We start from the raw sequence: 15080 nt of genomic DNA on the forward strand, positions 1-15080 counted from the left end.
CCGGGTCGTAGGCTGGTCGGGTGAGTGACCCAGCCGACGCGATCGAGCAGTCCCATGGTCCGTCCGATGACTCTGCGGAGTCGTCGCGACCGGTCATGGTCGTGGCATTCGAGGGGTGGAACGACGCAGGTGACGCCGCCAGTACGGCGCTGGAGCACCTCCAGCTGAGCTGGGACGCGAAGCCGCTGGCGGAGCTGAACCCCGACGACTACTACGACTTTCAGGTGAGCCGTCCGACCGTCCGCATGGTGGACGGGGTCACGCGGCGCGTCGAATGGCCGACCACGCGGCTGTCCGTCTGCCGTCCTCCCGGCTACGACCGGGACGTGGTGCTGATGCAGGGCCCGGAGCCCAACATGCGGTGGCGCGCCTTCTGCGAGGAGATCCTCGAACACATCGAAGCCCTCGACGTGGAAACCGTGGTCACGCTGGGCGCACTGCTCGCCGACACTCCGCACACGCGGCCGGTGCCGGTCACCGGCACCGCCTACGACGCGGAGGCGGCCGCCCGGTTCGGTCTGGAGCGCAGCCGCTACCAGGGCCCGACCGGCATCGTGGGCATCCTGCAGGACCTCTGCGTGCAGTCGGGCATCCCGGCGATCTCGATCTGGGCCGCGGTGCCCCACTACGTCTCGCAGCCGCCGTCGCCCAAGGCGACCCTGGCGCTGCTGCACAAGCTCGAGGACGTGCTCGACGTGGAGGTGCCGCTGGGCGCCCTGCCCGAGCAGGCCGAGGAGTGGCAGCGCACGGTCAGCGAGATGGCCGAGGAGGACGAGGAGATCAGCGAGTACGTGCGGACCCTCGAAGAGCGGGGCGACGCCGAAGAGGAGATCTCCGTCGACGAGTCCAGCGGCGACAAGATCGCCGCGGAGTTCGAGCGCTACCTCCGGCGGCGCCGTCCCGGACAGGAAGGCCCCGGGTCGGCGCCTCGGTGAGATCCCGTGGTGCACTGGCCGCGCTCTACATCGGCGGCCTGCTCGGCCCGTTCGGGGGCGGTGTGGTGTCCTCGATGCTGCCCGAACTCAGCGCCGCCTTCGGGGTCACCCAGGGCACGGCCGCCACGTCGCTGACCGCCTACCTGCTGCCGTTCGCGGTGGTGATGCTGGTGTCCGGGACGCTGGGCGCCCGCTGGGGCCCGGTCCGCACGATCCGGCTCGCCTACCTCGGCTACGTGCTGGTGGCGGCGCTCGCCGCCCTCGCCCCCTGGTTCTGGCTGTTCCAGGCGAGCCGGGGCCTGCAGGGCGTGGCGAACGCGTTCACCACGCCGCTGCTGCTGACCAAGCTCGCCGAGATCACCCCCAGGCAGCGGCTGGGGCGGTCGCTGGGCACCTTCGGCGCGATGCAGGCCATCGGGCAGACCTCGGCGCCGCTGGTCGGCGGGATCGCGGCGGAGAGCTCCTGGCGCTGGGCTTTCGCCGGCATCGCCGCGGTGGCGGCGGTCCTGGCGGCGAGCCCGCTGCCCCCCGACCACGGCCGGTCGGCCGAGGTGGCCCGGCTGCGGGACGCCTGGCGGCGCGACGTGCTGTGGTACGGCCTCGTGGTGTTCCTGGCCTGGGCCTGCCTGGCGGGACTGCCGTTCCTGGTGGCGTTCCGGCTGGAGGACCTGTTCGCGCTCAGCCCCGGCATGCGGGGCCTGGTGCTCACCGCCTTCGGTTTCGCCGGGTTCACCACCGCTCGCCTGGTGGGCGCGGCTTCCGACCGGTTCGGCCCGCGCCTGGCGGTCACGGCCGGGCTGCTGCTCGGCGCGGTCGCGATCGGCTCGATCGGGCTGACCGCGTCGCTGCCCGTGGTGGCCGCGGCGTGGGCGCTGGCCGGGGTGTGCGGGCAGCTGATCCTGGTCGGGATCAACACCCTCGTGCTCGGGGGCGGCACGCAGGGCCGAAGCGGCGCCATCTCCGTGGTGACGGCGCTGCGGTTCCTCGGCATGTCGGCCTCCCCGGCCGTGTTCACCGGCCTCTACCACGCCGGGCCGAGCCTGGCCTTCCTGGTCGCCGCGGCGGTGCTGGTGCCGCCCGTCGCGCTTGCCGTGATCCGGCCCCCGTCACAGGATCCTGCGTAGCGCCACCGGTCCGCGGGCCCGCTTGCGCCACTCACGCGGGTAACCCAGCGAGACCTCCTCGAAGCGCACGCCGTCCGCGTACGTGGTCCTGGGGATGTGCAGGTGGCCGAACACGGCGGCCTCGGCCCGGTACCGCACGTGCCAGTCCTCGGTGCGGGTCGTGCCGCACCACAGCGCGAATTCGGGCCAGTACAGCGGGGCGGTCGGATGCCGGTGCAGCGGCCAGTGCGACAGCAGGACGGTCCCGTGGTCCTCCGGGATCGCCGCGAGCCTCTCCTCGGTGTACTTCAGGCGCTGGGCGCACCAGTCCTGCCTGCTCGGATGCGGGTCGGGGTGCAGGAAGTACTCGTCGGTGCACACCACGCCCGCCTCCCGCGCCTGCGCCAGCGCCTGGGCCAGCGGCACGTCCTCGGCCTCCGGCGTGCGCCAGCTGTAGTCGTAGAGCACGAACAGCGGGGCCACCGTCAACGGCCGCTCACCGTGCTCCCACACCGGGTACGGGTCCTCGGGGGTGAGCACGTCGATCTCGCGGCAGCGGTCGACGAGGTGGAGGTAGCGGTCCTGCCCGCGGAGCGCGACGGTGTCCCGTCCGGTGGTCCACAGGTCGTGGTTGCCCGGCACCCAGGCGACTTTGGCGAACCGCTCCCGCAGCATCGCCAGCGTGTCCCTGATCGAACCGACCTGGTCCGCGACGTCCCCGGCGACCAGTAGCCAGTCGTCGGGCGATTCGGGCCGGATCGTCTCGACGATCTCGGGATTGCCCCGGTGGGTCACGTGGAGGTCGCTGGTGGCGAAGAGACTGGGCACCGTTCCACCGTAACGACTCGGCGGCCGGAAAAACGATTGCGGCGCTGGAGAAGGCCGCTAACCTGGTCGCATCATGAAGAACTGACGCGCACTCCCTCCCCGCGTCCGCGGCGCACCGCCCGGCGGGGCTCACTTCTCTTCCACGAGTGGGTGCGTCTTCATGCGAGTAACCGATCTCGTCTTCTCCTACGGCGATCGCGTCGTCTTCGACGGCCTGTCGCTGACCGCGAGTCCCGGTCGGCGGCTGGGCCTGGTCGGGGAGAACGGCGCGGGCAAATCCACCCTGCTGCGGCTGCTCGCCGGGCTCGAAGAGCCACTGGCCGGCACGGTCGAGCGCGGGGAGGACCTGGGTTTCCTGGCGCAGGAACTGCCCTTCCCCGGTTCGGCCACGCTCGCCGGGGTGCTCGACGACGCCCTCGCCGGGATCCGGGCCGTGGCGCGGCGGCTGGACGAACTCGCCGGGCGGCTGGAGAGCGACCCGGCGGCGGCCGACGAGTACGGCCGGGCGCTCGAGTGGGCCCAGGCCCACGACCTGTGGGACGCCGATCGCCGTGCCGCGCTCGTCCTGGCCGGGCTGGGCCTCGGTGGCCTCGATCCGGGCCGGAGGCTCGGCACGCTGTCCGGCGGGCAGCGGTCGCGGCTCGGGCTGGCCGCCCTGCTGATCCGGCAGCCGGGCACGCTGCTGCTCGACGAGCCGACCAACCACCTGGACGACTCCGGCCTGGAATTCCTCGAACGGCACCTCGCGCGGCTGAACGGGATCGTCGTGTTGTCCTCGCACGACCGCGTGTTCCTCGACGCGGTGTGCACCGACATCGTCGACCTCGACCCGGCGCTGGGCGGACCCACCCGCTACGGCGGCGCCTACACCGAGTACCTGCGGCACAAGCGTGCCGAGCGGGCCCGCTGGGAGCAGCGGTACGCCGCCGAACAGGCGGAACTGAAGCAGCTGGCCCAATCCGTCGAGGTGACCGCCCGCCGGGTGGCGCACGACCGGGCACCCCGGGACAACGCGAAGATGCTCTACGACTTCAAGAGCGGACGGGTCCAGAAGCAGATCTCCCGCCGGGTGCGCAACGCGCAGCAGCGCCTCGACGAGCTGACCCGGTCGCAGGTCCCGCGACCGCCCGCCCCGCTGCGGTTTTCCGCACCGGCACTGACGCGGGCGGCGGGCGAAGACGAACCCGCACTGACGCTCCGCGACGTGCGCGTGCCCGGGAGACTCCACATCGGACGCCTGGAGCTGACCGGCTCGGGGCGGTTGCTGGTGGCCGGCGGCAACGGCGCGGGCAAGTCGACGCTGCTGTCGGTCCTCGCCGGGCGGCTCGAACCGGCGGGCGGCGCGGTGCACCGCCGCCGCGGCCTGCGCGCCGGACTGCTGGAACAGGACGTCACCCTGCCCGACCCGGGTAAGAGCCCCCGCCTGCTCTACGCCGAAGCCGCCGGGCCCGGGGCCGTGCCGCTGGACAGCCTCGGCCTGCTTCCGCCCGCCGAACTGGACCGGCCCGCCGGACTCCTTTCGGTCGGCCAGCGGCGGCGGCTCGCCCTCGCGATCCTGGTGGCGCGGCCACCGGACGTGCTCCTGCTCGACGAGCCGACGAACCACCTCTCGCTGACCCTCGCCGAGGAGTTGTTCGACGCCCTCGACAGCGCACCGGGCGCCGTCGTCGTCGCCTCGCACGACCGCTGGCTGCGCCGCGGATGGGATCACCCCGTCCTCCGCCTGCACCGGGGAGAAGTGGTGCGGGCGGAGACCCGAGGCCTCGGTGGGTGATCATGGCGCAGCCACCCACCGAGGCCCGGTGGCGGTGGCGCGGGTCAGAGCTCGATGCCGAGGAGGGCGTCGACGGCGGTGCGGACGAGCTCGGGTGCCGCGATGTCGGTGCCGTGCCCCTGAAGGGCCTCCGACGCCCAGGCGTCGATGGCGCGCAGCGCATTGGGCGTGTCGAGGTCGTCGGCGAGGTGGTCCCGCAGGCGGGCCACGGTGTCTTCCGCCGCGGGAGCCGACGGCAGCGCCACCGCCGCCCGCCAGCGGGCCAGCCGCGCCTGCGCCTCGGTCAGCAGATCCGGCGTCCACGCCCGGTCGCTGCGGTAGTGCCCGGCGAACAGCGCGAGCCGGATCGCGCCCGGATCCACGCCGTCGGCGCGCAGCCGCGAGACGAACACGAGGTTCCCGCGCGACTTCGACATCTTCTCGCCGTCGAGGGCGATCATCCCGGCGTGCACGTAGTGCCGTGCGAACGGGTGCGTGCCGGAAAGCGCCTCGGCGTGCGCGGCGCTGTACTCGTGGTGCGGGAAGATCAGGTCCGACCCGCCGCCCTGCACGTCGAAGGCCATGCCGAGCCGGTTGACCGCGATCGCGCTGCATTCGATGTGCCAGCCGGGCCGCCCCGCGCCGAGCTCGGATTCCCACGAGGGCTCACCGGGCCGCGCGCAGCGCCACAGCAGCGCGTCCAGCGGATCGCGCTTGCCCGGCCGGTCCGGGTCGCCGCCCCGCTCGGCGAAGAACCGCATCATGGTCGCCTCGTCGTAGTTCGACTCGTAGCCGAAGCGGCCGGTGGCACCGCGAGCGAAGTAGATGTCGGGGTAGGCCGGGTCGTCGGCCCGGTAGGCGGCCCCGTCGCCCAGCAGCTTCGCGATCACCTCGACGATTTCGGGAATGCTCTCCACCGCGCCGACGAACTCGCGCGGCGGCAGCACCCGCAGCGCCTCCATGTCCTCGCGGAACAGCGCGGTTTCGCGCAGGGCGAGCACGACCCAGTCGTCGTGGTCGCGTTCGGCGCGCTCCAGCAGCGGTTCGTCGATGTCGGTCACGTTCTGCACGTAGTGCACGTCGTGCCCGTTGTCCCGCCACAACCGGTTCACCAGGTCGAATGCCAGGTAGGTGGCGGCGTGGCCGAGGTGGGTGGCGTCGTAGGGGGTGATCCCGCAGACGTACATCCGCGCCGTGCGGCCCGGTGCGGTCGGGCGGACCTGCCCGGTGGACGTGTCGAACAATCGCGGGGCCCGCGGAATCCCCGACACGCGGGGCAGGGCGACCGATGACCAAGTCTGCATACCCCCAACCCTAAGCGGCGCGGCCACCATTGCTCCCGCCCGGTGGGACGGGGCAGGTCAGGAAGCGGTCCCGGGGAAGGAGGCCGACCACATCGCGGCGAGCCCCTCGGACAGCTCGGCGGAGGTGGGGGCGCCGCCGGGATCGAGCAGCCACTGCACCGAGAGGCCGTCGCAGATGGCGATCACGAAGCTGGCCACCGCCTGGCAGCGCGGATCCTCCGGCGAAGTGCCGTCGCCGAGCGATTCCGCGACCAGGGCCGCGACCCTGCGGCGGCAGCGGCGGTACTGCTCGGCGAACTGCTCCCGCAGTGAAACGGTGCGTTCGGCCTGCGCAAGAGCCTCCACATAGGACAGCAGGAGTTCACGGGTCGAAGGCAGGCTGTCGAGCATCGCCGCCCAGGCGCGGCGCCCGCGCTCGACCGGGGTGGCGGCCGGGTCGGCCATCGCGATCTGCGCCAGCTTTTCGGTCCACTCCTCGAAGACCTCGCCGATCGCGGCGTTGAGCAGCCCCGCCTTGGAACCGAAGTGGTAGCCGATGGAGTGCAGGTTGGTCCCCGACGCGGCGACCAGATCGCGCGCCGTGATGTGCGCGTAGCCCTTGTCCTCGAGCAGACGCCGGGCGGCCGCGAGCAACTGTTCCCGATGGCCCACCCCCTCAGCGTAAGGGCCAGGGCCCCGGCAAGGGGGCTGCGGGAGTCCCGGAGTGGACAGGCGACTTATACGCGCGTATAAAAAGAGACGTTGCTCTCACGGTCGAGGAGGGGTCGCCGCATGTCCACCGGTACCGCGCCCGTCGCCGCACCGCGCCGAACCGCACCCCTGCCGCCCGGTCCCCGGCTGCCCAGCGGCGTGCAGACCGTGCTGTTCGGCAACTTCCGCCACGTCCTGCTGCCCCTGCTGCGCCGCCGCTACGGCGACGTGATCCGGCTGAACCTCTACCCCGAACGCTCGGTGGTGCAACTGGCCGACGTCGAGCACATCAGGACCGTGTTCAGCGGCCCGGCCACCACCTTCCACGCCGGCGAGGGCAACGTCATCCTCAAGCCGATCATGGGCGAGCATTCGGTCCTGCTCACCGACGAAGACGTGCACCTGCGTGCCCGCAAGCTGCTCATGCCCGCCTTCCACGGCGCCGCGTTGCGCGGTTACCGGGACATGATCACCGGACTGGCGGAGCGGGAGGTGGACCGCTGGCCCACCGGCCGCGTGTTCCGCCTGCACGACCGGATGCAGGCCCTCACCCTGGAGATCATCCTCCGGGTCGTGTTCGGGGTCGCCGAAGGACCCCGCCTCGACGAGCTGCGCCGCCTGCTCACCGATCTGGTCGACATCGGCGTGCTCGACCTGTTCGGCTGGCACAACGAGAAACTCCAGCGGTTCGGCCCGTGGCGGCGGTCGATGCTCAGGCAGCGCCGCGTCGACGAACTGCTGTTCGCCGAAATCGCCGAGCGCCGCACCGCGACCGACCTCCCCGAGCGCACGGACGTGCTGTCGCGCCTGCTGACCGTGCCCGCCGAGGACGACCGCCTCTCCGACGCCGAGCTGCGCGACCAGCTGATCACCCTGCTGCTGGCCGGGCACGAGACCACCGCGACCACGCTGGCGTGGTCCTGCCACGAACTGGCCCGCGACCCGGTGCGGCTGGCTCGCGCGAGCCAGGCGGCCGACAGCGGCGACGAGAAGTACCTCGAAGCCGTCGCGAAGGAGGCGATGCGGCTGCACCCGGTGATTTCCGAGGTCGCCCGCAGGCTCACCCGTGACGTCGAGATCGGCGGTTACCGCATCCCGGCCGGATTCACCGTGATGCCCTCGATCGCGCTGGTGCACGGGGATCCGGCGCACCACCCCGATCCGCAGGCGTTCCGGCCGGAACGGTTCCTCGGCAGCGGACCGGCCACCGGCACCTGGTTTCCGTTCGGCGGGGGCGTCCGGCGCTGTCTTGGCGCGGGTTTCTCCTTGCTGGAAGCCACGATCGTGCTCCAGGCGATCCTGTCGCGGTACCGGCTCTCCCCCGACCGCGCCCGCCCGGAACCCGCCCGGCCGCGGCACATCACCCTGGTTCCCGGCCGGGGCGCCCGGATCTCGGTCACCCCGCGCTGACCCGGCGCGCCCCGCCGCCGGTTCAGCGGCGGCGGGTGCGGAGGTAGTCGCCCACCACGGCGGCGCCGAGACCGTCGAGACCGGGGGCGACGACGCGCCCGCCGGACCGCCGGGCGATGAGGTCCACGAAGGCCTCCAGGCGCGGATCGTCACCGAGCCGGAACACCGTCACCGAAGCACCCAGCTTCGCCAGGCGGTCCACTTCGGACACCGTGCGGTACAGGGTCCGCGGCTGCGGCGGGTAGTCGAACACCGCTTCGCCGTCCGGTTCCAGGTGCGCGGTCGGCTCGCCGTCGGTCACCATCAGCACCACCGGCTGCGCGTCGGGGTGGCGGCGCAGGTGCCGCCCCGCGAGCAGCAGGGCGTGATGCGCGTTCGTGCCCTGTTCCCAGACGCCTTCGAGGCCGACCAGTTCCTCCAGTTCCACCGCCGCCGCGTAGCGGCCGAAGGTGATCAGTTGCAGCGCGTCGTTGCGGAAGCGCGTCGAAATCAGCTGGTGCAGGGCGAGCGCGGTGCGTTTCATGGGCAGCCAGCGGCCCTCCTGCACCATCGACCACGACGTGTCGACCAGCAGCGCCACCGCGGCCCGGGACCGGTGCTCGGTCTCCACGACCTCCACATCGGACACATCGAGCCGGACCCGGCCCCCGCCGGCCGAGGCGGTGCGCAGCACGGCGTTGCGGACCGTGCGGGAGACCTCCCACGGCTGCATGTCCCCGAACTGCCAGGGCCTGCTGGCCCCGGTCGGTTCGCCCGCCGCGCCCGCCGACTCCTGCTCGCGCTGCCCCGACCTACCGCGCAGCGCGTGCACCACGTCCGCGAGCGCCGTCTCGCCCAGACGCCGCAAGGCCTTGGGGGACAGGCGAAGCGACCCGTCCGGCGCCCGCTCGAACAGGCCCTGGCGGCGCAGTTCCCGCTCCAGCTCGGCCAGTCTGCGGGCGTCCACCCCGGCGTCGTCGCCGAGCTGGCGCTGCAGTGCCTCCAGGTCGATGTCCTCCAGCCGCGCGCCCGGATAGGACTGCGCGAGCTGTTCGGCCAGCGCGTCCAGCTCCGCCAGATCGGCCATCGCCTGGGCGCCTTCGCCCAGCCCGAGCGGATCCTGGCCCCGGAAGCGGGCCGAGGAGGTCCAGTCCTCGCCCGGCCGCATCGCGCGCAGCCGCGCGTCCAGGCCCGCCAGCTGTTCGGCGATGCGGGGATCACCGAACGCCTGCTGCGCGAGGCCGGCCAGCTCCGCCCGCTGCTGTTCGCTCATCGAGTTCAGCATCCGCTGGGCGGCGGCGGACCGGGCGGCCAATGCGTCGATCAGTTCCTCGACGTTGCGCGGGTTTTCCGGGAAGAACTCCCCGTGGCGGCGCATGAACTCGTCGAACCGCTCACCGATGTCGGAGGCCCCGCGGGCGTGCGCGTCGAGCAGCGCGTTGAGGTCGGAGAGCATCCGGTTGATCCGCTCGACGTCCTCGGGACCGGTGTTCTGCAACGCCTGTTTCATGCCCTGGAAGCGGGCCTCGAGCATCTCCCGGCCGAGCAGGTCCCGGATCTTCTCGTAGTTCTCCCGCCCCTGCCCCGAGCGCCACTCGTAGTCCGCCAGCTCGCGCACGGCCGCCGCGGTCCCGGGCGGCAGGGCGTCCAGCTCCGCCTCCTGCAGGCGCGCCTCGTCCGACGGGTCCGGGAACAGCGCCCGCCGCTCGGCGTCCAGCGCCTCGTCCAGCAGGCGCCGGACCTCCTGCAGCGTGCCGTCGAGCCGGTGCCTGCGCTGGATCTCGGACCGGCGCTGCCACACCCGCCGGGTCAGCTCGTCCAGACCGGCCGTGTCCGGCGTCCCGCGCCGCAGCAGCTCCTCCAGCGCGGAGCGCGGCGACGACCCGCCCATCACGTCCCGGCCGATCTCTTCCAGCGCGTCCCGCAGGTCGATCGGCGGCGCCAGCGGATCCGGCCCGTCGTGCCACGGCCCGTAGGAATACCCCTCGGGAACGGCGGTCACGGCCCGTACACCGTCGTCGCGTCGTCGGAATCCTTGGCCAGCTGGCGGGCCAGGTAGAGCGACTCCAGCGCCAGCTCCACCGCGGCCGCGATCCGGCCCGGCGGGTCACCGGCGGAAACGTCGGCACGGGCGGCGACCTCGTGCAGGACCGGCAGTTCCGGCAGCGCGGACAGCACCTCCGCGCCCGGCACCTTCTCCCCGGTGGCGACCAGGTGCCCGTCGGCCACGGCCTCCACCAGCGGACGCAGGTTCAGGCCGCCGAAGCGGTCCCGCGCGGTTTCGGCCACCGCGCGCCGAAGCAGGTGCACCAGGTGCTCGTTCTCCCGGCCCTCCTCCCCCGGCTCGAACTCGACCTTGCCGCGCAGCACCGCGGGCACCGCGTCCAGGTCGACCGGGCGGGCGACCGGCGGATCCTCACCGGTGATCGCGGCACGGCGCAGCGCCGCGGCCGCCACCGTCTCCGCCGCGGCCACCGCGAACCGGGCCGAAACCCCGGAGCGCTGGTCGATGACCGTGGATTCCCGCAGGTTGCGCACGAACCGGGCCAGCACCTCCAGCAGCGGCTCGCCGACCTCGGCCACCAGATGCGCCTCCTGGCGCACCACGTCGACCTCGGCGGCCACGTCCAGCGGGTAGTGCGTGCGGATCTCCGCGCCGAAACGGTCCTTGAGCGGGGTGATGATCCGGCCGCGGTTCGTGTAGTCCTCGGGGTTGGCGGTGGCCACCATCAGCACGTCCAGCGGCAGCCGCAGGGTGTAGCCGCGGACCTGGATGTCGCGCTCCTCCATCACGTTGAGCAGCGCCACCTGGATCCGCTCGGCCAGGTCGGGCAGTTCGTTGATCGCCACGATGCCGCGGTGCGCCCGCGGCACGAGTCCGAAGTGGATGGTCTCGGGGTCGCCGAGGCTGCGTCCCTCGGCGACCTTCACCGGGTCGACGTCGCCGATCAGATCGCCGACCGAGGTGTCCGGCGTGGCCAGCTTCTCGGTGTAGCGGCGGCTGCGGTGCAGCCAGGCGACCGGCAGTTCGTCGCCCAGTTCGGCGGCACGGCGGATCGAGGCCGGGGTGATCGGGTCCAGCGGGTGCTCGGCGAGTTCGGCGCCCTCGATGACCGGCGTCCATTCGTCGAGCAGCCCGGCCAGGGTGCGCAGCAGGCGCGTCTTGCCCTGGCCGCGCTCGCCCAGCAGCACCACGTCGTGCCCGGCGAGGAGCGCGCGCTCGAGCTGCGGCAGCACCGTCCGAGAGAACCCGACGATGCCCGGCCACGGGTCCCGCCCGGACCGCAGTGCGGCGAGCAGGTTGTCGTGGATCTCGGTTTTGATGCCGCGGGAGGTGTATCCTGCCGCGCGCAACTCCCCCACGGTGCGGGGAAGGTGTTCGGGTACGGGGTTCACCTCTACGACGCTAGCCCCGGATCGGGCGCGCCGTCCACGTGGAGCAACTCCAGGCCCGCCTTGCCGTATTCTGAATCTTCGTGTGCTGTCCCAGTGCGACCCTGACCGTATGGACCTCGGCGTGGCTTTCCGGCGCCGCGGCGCCCGACGACGTGCTCGACGCCCTGCTCGCCTGGGGCGAGGCCCATGAGGTGGTCGCGGCCGACGCCGATTCGGCGGTGGCACTCGATCTCCCGCTCACCGGGGATTTCCCCGCCACGCTGGTGCGGCTGCTCGCCGCGCTGCGCGCGAAGAACGCCGGAAGCGCCCGCCTGGTGCTGCCGGTGCCCGGTGACGTCCGCGGGCTCGGCGGGGGCGGCCCGTTCACCGCGGCCGCACTGCGCGCCGGTGAGGCGGTGGTGCTGCCGGGCATCGGGTTCGGCCTGGTGCCCCAGGCGATCGCGGAGGGCCTGATGCGCTGGCATGTGTACAAAGTGGACCTTCCCGGCGCCCCGGAGTACATCGGCCTCGCCGACGCCGAACACGGCCTGACCGATGCGATCCGGGATTCCGCCGGCGCGCTGAAGGCGCTGGACGTGGCCAGGGACCGGCCCGGGGTGCGCGCCGAGTTGTCGGCGTGGCTGCGGGCACGGCCGAAACTGTCCTGGCCCGCGGGCACTTCCGGCCGCAGCCTTCGCGTGCTCCAGCGCGCCGAGGAAATCGGCGGGATCCTCGCACTCGCCCACACCGACGACCCCGGCGGCGCGGTGTCGGCCTCGGCGGCCGTGCTGCGGGCCGACGCGCTGCGTCCCCTCGGCGACGCGGTGCGGATCGCCCGCTATGCGGCGATCAACGAGGCGGTGCGGCTGTTCACCGACCAGGCCGAGCGGCCCCAGTAGGCCGGCGCACCGGTTCGCAGCAGCCGGTCGCGCACGGTGCCCCGTTGACCGTGCAACCGGCCGCGGTGAACGTCGAAAGCTTGCGGACGGGGGCACCGGACAGGTGCTCGCGCACCAGTTCCACGACCAGTTCCGCGAACCGCGGATCGCCGTTGGGCGTGGCCACCCTGGCAAAGCCCATGCCCAGTTCGGCGGCCCGTTCGGCGGCCTCGTTGTCCAGGTCCCACACCACTTCGAGATGGTCGGACACGAACCCGACCGGGCACACCACGACCCCGCGCTCCCCCCGGGCGTGCAGGGCGTCGATGTGGTCGACGATGTCGGGTTCGAGCCACGGGATCTGCGGCGGGCCCGAGCGGGACTGCCACACCAGGTCGTACTCGGTCACCCCGGCCTCGGCGGCGACCAGGCGGGCCGCCTCGGCGATCTGCCGCGAGTAGCGGCGGCCGCCCTCCCCGGGCGGGCCCGCCGCGAGGTCGGCGCTGTCGGGCACCGAATGCGCGGTGAACACGACACGGGCTTCGGGCAGCCCGGCGCGCGCGGCGCGCAGCGCGTCGGCGAAGGCCCCGATGAACAGCGGGTGGTCGAAGAACTGGCGCAGCTTGGTCAGCTCCGGCGCCCCCTCGCCGACGGCCGCCCTGGCGCGCAGGATGTCCTCGTCGTACTGGCGGCAGGCCGAATACCCGCCGTAGGCGCTGGTCGGGAACACCAGGGCGCGGCGCACCCCGTCGGCGGCCATCCGGGCGAGGGTGTCCTCCACCATCGGATGCCAGTTGCGGTTGCCGAAGTACACCGGTAGCGCGATGCCCTGCGCGGCGAGTTCCTTCTCCACCGCGGCGATCGCCGCGCGGTTGAGGCCGTTGATCGGCGAGACGCCCCCGAAGTGCCGGTAGTGCTCGGCGACCTCGGCCAGCCGCTCCGGCGGCACGCCCCGCCCCCGGGTCACGTTCTCCAGGAACGGCATGACCTCGTCCGGCCCCTCGGGCCCGCCGAAGGACAACCACAGCAGCGCGTCGTAGCTCACGGCCCTCATCTTGCCGCTATGACCCAGCCCACGCCCTCCGGGGCCGCGGGCACTCCCGCGCCGCCCTCGTGGTGCGCCGGGACGGGTACGGAGCGGGGGACGTTTGCTCCGAATGATTCGGAGCAAACGTCCCCCGCTGCGAACCAGCTACATGCCCAGGGCGTGGACGCCGCCGTCGACCCAGATCATCGAGCCGGTGGTGGCGGGCATCCAGTCCGAGAGCGCCGCGCAGATGGTCTTGGCGACCGGCGTGGGGTCGGTGGCGTCCCAGCCGAGCGGCGCGCGGTCGCCCCAGCCGCTCTCGAGTTCCCCGAAACCGGGGATCGACTTCGCGGCCATGGTCTTGACCGGGCCCGCCGCCACCAGGTTCACCCGGATGCCGTGCGGGCCGAGTTCCCGTGCCAGGTACCGGTTGACCGACTCCAGCGCCGCCTTCGCCACGCCCATCCAGTTGTACGCGGGCCAGGCCACGCGCGCGTCGAAGTCCATGCCTACCACCGAAGCGCCCGGCGCCAGCAGCGGCAGCACCGCCGTGGCGAGCGACTTGAACGAGTAGGCCGAGATCTCCACCGCGGTGGAGACGTCCTCCTTCGGCGCGTCCAGGAACGGCGCGCCCAGGCAGGTCTGCGGCGCGAACGCGATCGAGTGCAGCACCCCGTCCAGCCCGTCGACGTGCTCGCGCACGCGGTCGGCCAGGGTGTCGAGGTGCTCGGGGTTCTGCACGTCGAGCTCGATCACCGGGGCCGGTTCGGGCAGCCGCTGGGCGATGCGCTCCACCAGCGACATCCGGCCGAAGCCGGTGAGCACCACCTTGGCGCCCTGCTCCTGCGCCAGCTTGGCCGCGTGGAACGCGATGGAGGCGTCGGTGATGACGCCGGTGATCAGCAACCGCTTACCTTCGAGCAGTCCGGGCAAAACCAGTCCTTTCTCGCCGAACGGGGAAACCTGGAGGGTGGTGCGCAGGCGGCGCAACGCCGGGGAACGGTGTCAGTGGCCCATGCCGAGGCCGCCGTCGACCGGCAGCACGGCGCCGTTGATGTAGCCCGCCTCGTCGGAAGCCAGGAACCGCACGGCGGCGGCGATGTCGGCCGGATCGCCGTAGCGGCCCGCGGGGATCTGGGCCAGCGCGGCGGCCCGCTGCTCCTCGGTGAGCGCGTTGGTCATGTCGGTGACCACGAAACCGGGGGCGACGACGTTGGCCGTGATGTTGCGCGAACCGAGTTCGCGGGTCAGGGAGCGCGCCATGCCGACCAGCCCGGCCTTGCTGGCCGCGTAGTTGACCTGACCGGCGCCGCCCGAGAGCCCGACCACCGAGGAGATGAAGACGAACCGGCCCCACTTGGCGCGCAGCATGCCGCGCGAGGCGCGCTTGGCGACCCGGTAGGCCCCGGTGAGGTTCGCGTCGATCACCCGGGTGAACTGCTCCTCGCTCATCCGCATCAGGAGCGTGTCGTCGGTGATCCCGGCGTTGGACACCAGCACCTCGACCGGCCCCTGGTGCTCCTCGACCTGCTTGAAGGCGGCGTCGATCTGCTCACTGTCGGTGACGTCGGCCTCGACGCCGAACAGGCCTTCCGGCGCCCCGGAACCCCGGTGCGTCACGGCGACGCTGTGCCCCTGCGCCGCGAGGTCACGGGCGATCGCCAGGCCGATGCCCCGATTGCCCCCGGTGACCAGAACGGACCGTCCCACGTAGCGTTCCTCGCCTTCGTCTTCGCTTCGATGCTGCCGCGCTGAGGTTAACCGCCGACCGCACCGCCTGCCGCACCGACACCACTAC

13 protein-coding genes are annotated in these 15080 nt (G+C 72.7%); 5 read left to right on the forward strand and 8 right to left on the reverse strand.

The genetic code is table 11. The features are described from left to right. Positions 1-95: 95 nt before the first annotated feature. Together ORV05_RS20140 and ORV05_RS20145 are read left to right on the forward strand one after the other, a co-directional pair. Entirely contained in the window at positions 96-935 is an 840-nt protein-coding gene (locus ORV05_RS20140; protein ID WP_268759830.1) for a PAC2 family protein, read from the forward strand. After that, complete coding sequence (locus ORV05_RS20145) at positions 932-2059, forward strand: MFS transporter (protein WP_326938071.1); 1128 nt, start codon at positions 932-934, stop codon at positions 2057-2059. The genes ORV05_RS20140 and ORV05_RS20145 overlap by 4 nt, the downstream gene beginning before the upstream one ends. On the opposite strand, the gene ORV05_RS20150 is transcribed toward ORV05_RS20145, so the two are convergent. Continuing rightward, positions 2042-2866, reverse strand: a complete 825-nt coding sequence (locus tag ORV05_RS20150; RefSeq protein ID WP_268441208.1) for a metallophosphoesterase family protein — start codon at positions 2864-2866, stop codon at positions 2042-2044. The genes ORV05_RS20145 and ORV05_RS20150 overlap by 18 nt on opposite strands. A gap of 160 nt (positions 2867-3026) precedes the next feature. Here ORV05_RS20150 and ORV05_RS20155 point away from each other — a divergent pair, with 160 nt between their 5' ends. Continuing rightward, on the forward strand, positions 3027-4640 hold the full coding sequence (locus ORV05_RS20155) for an ABC-F family ATP-binding cassette domain-containing protein (RefSeq protein WP_268441210.1): 1614 nt from the start codon (positions 3027-3029) through the stop codon (positions 4638-4640). A 44-nt stretch (positions 4641-4684) separates the two neighbouring features. Here ORV05_RS20155 and mshC read toward each other — a convergent pair whose 3' ends face one another. Both mshC and ORV05_RS20165 read right to left on the reverse strand, forming a co-directional pair. Further along, complete coding sequence (mshC, locus tag ORV05_RS20160) at positions 4685-5923, reverse strand: cysteine--1-D-myo-inosityl 2-amino-2-deoxy-alpha-D-glucopyranoside ligase (protein WP_268441212.1); 1239 nt, start codon at positions 5921-5923, stop codon at positions 4685-4687. 57 nt (positions 5924-5980) lie between these two features. Further along, positions 5981-6574: a TetR/AcrR family transcriptional regulator gene (locus ORV05_RS20165; protein WP_268441214.1), complete on the reverse strand. Its 594-nt coding sequence runs from the start codon at positions 6572-6574 to the stop codon at positions 5981-5983. Positions 6575-6694: 120 nt separating this feature from the next. On the opposite strand from ORV05_RS20165, the gene ORV05_RS20170 reads away from it, so the two are divergent. After that, positions 6695-8023 (forward strand): cytochrome P450, encoded by a 1329-nt coding sequence (locus tag ORV05_RS20170; protein ID WP_268441216.1) that lies wholly within the window; start codon positions 6695-6697, stop codon positions 8021-8023. 22 nt (positions 8024-8045) lie between these two features. Here the strand turns inward: ORV05_RS20170 and ORV05_RS20175 are convergent, their stop codons facing one another. Together ORV05_RS20175 and ORV05_RS20180 are read right to left on the reverse strand one after the other, a co-directional pair. Then, positions 8046-10004, reverse strand: a complete 1959-nt coding sequence (locus tag ORV05_RS20175) for a vWA domain-containing protein (protein ID WP_268441218.1) — start codon at positions 10002-10004, stop codon at positions 8046-8048. Beyond that, positions 10001-11398, reverse strand: a complete 1398-nt coding sequence (locus ORV05_RS20180; RefSeq protein ID WP_268441220.1) for a sigma 54-interacting transcriptional regulator — start codon at positions 11396-11398, stop codon at positions 10001-10003. Before ORV05_RS20180 ends, ORV05_RS20175 begins: the two co-directional genes overlap by 4 nt. A gap of 80 nt (positions 11399-11478) precedes the next feature. On the opposite strand from ORV05_RS20180, the gene ORV05_RS20185 reads away from it, so the two are divergent. Further along, positions 11479-12276 carry a hypothetical protein gene (locus tag ORV05_RS20185; protein WP_268441222.1) on the forward strand — a complete coding sequence of 266 codons (798 nt, stop codon included), beginning with the start codon at positions 11479-11481 and terminating at the stop codon, positions 12274-12276. Here the strand turns inward: ORV05_RS20185 and ORV05_RS20190 are convergent. From ORV05_RS20190 to fabG, 3 genes are all read right to left on the reverse strand, one after another. Next, positions 12248-13300, reverse strand: a complete 1053-nt coding sequence (locus tag ORV05_RS20190) for a ferrochelatase (protein ID WP_268441224.1) — start codon at positions 13298-13300, stop codon at positions 12248-12250. The two genes, ORV05_RS20185 and ORV05_RS20190, sit on opposite strands and share 29 nt — an antisense overlap. A gap of 147 nt (positions 13301-13447) precedes the next feature. Beyond that, positions 13448-14215 (reverse strand): enoyl-ACP reductase FabI, encoded by a 768-nt coding sequence (gene fabI, locus ORV05_RS20195; protein WP_268441226.1) that lies wholly within the window; start codon positions 14213-14215, stop codon positions 13448-13450. A 72-nt stretch (positions 14216-14287) separates the two neighbouring features. Further along, complete coding sequence (gene fabG, locus ORV05_RS20200; RefSeq protein ID WP_268441227.1) at positions 14288-14992, reverse strand: beta-ketoacyl-ACP reductase; 705 nt, start codon at positions 14990-14992, stop codon at positions 14288-14290. Positions 14993-15080 lie beyond the last annotated feature (88 nt).

The organism is Amycolatopsis cynarae, assembly GCF_026802195.1.
Taxonomy (GTDB): Bacteria; Actinomycetota; Actinomycetes; order Mycobacteriales; family Pseudonocardiaceae; genus Amycolatopsis_E; species Amycolatopsis_E rhizosphaerae.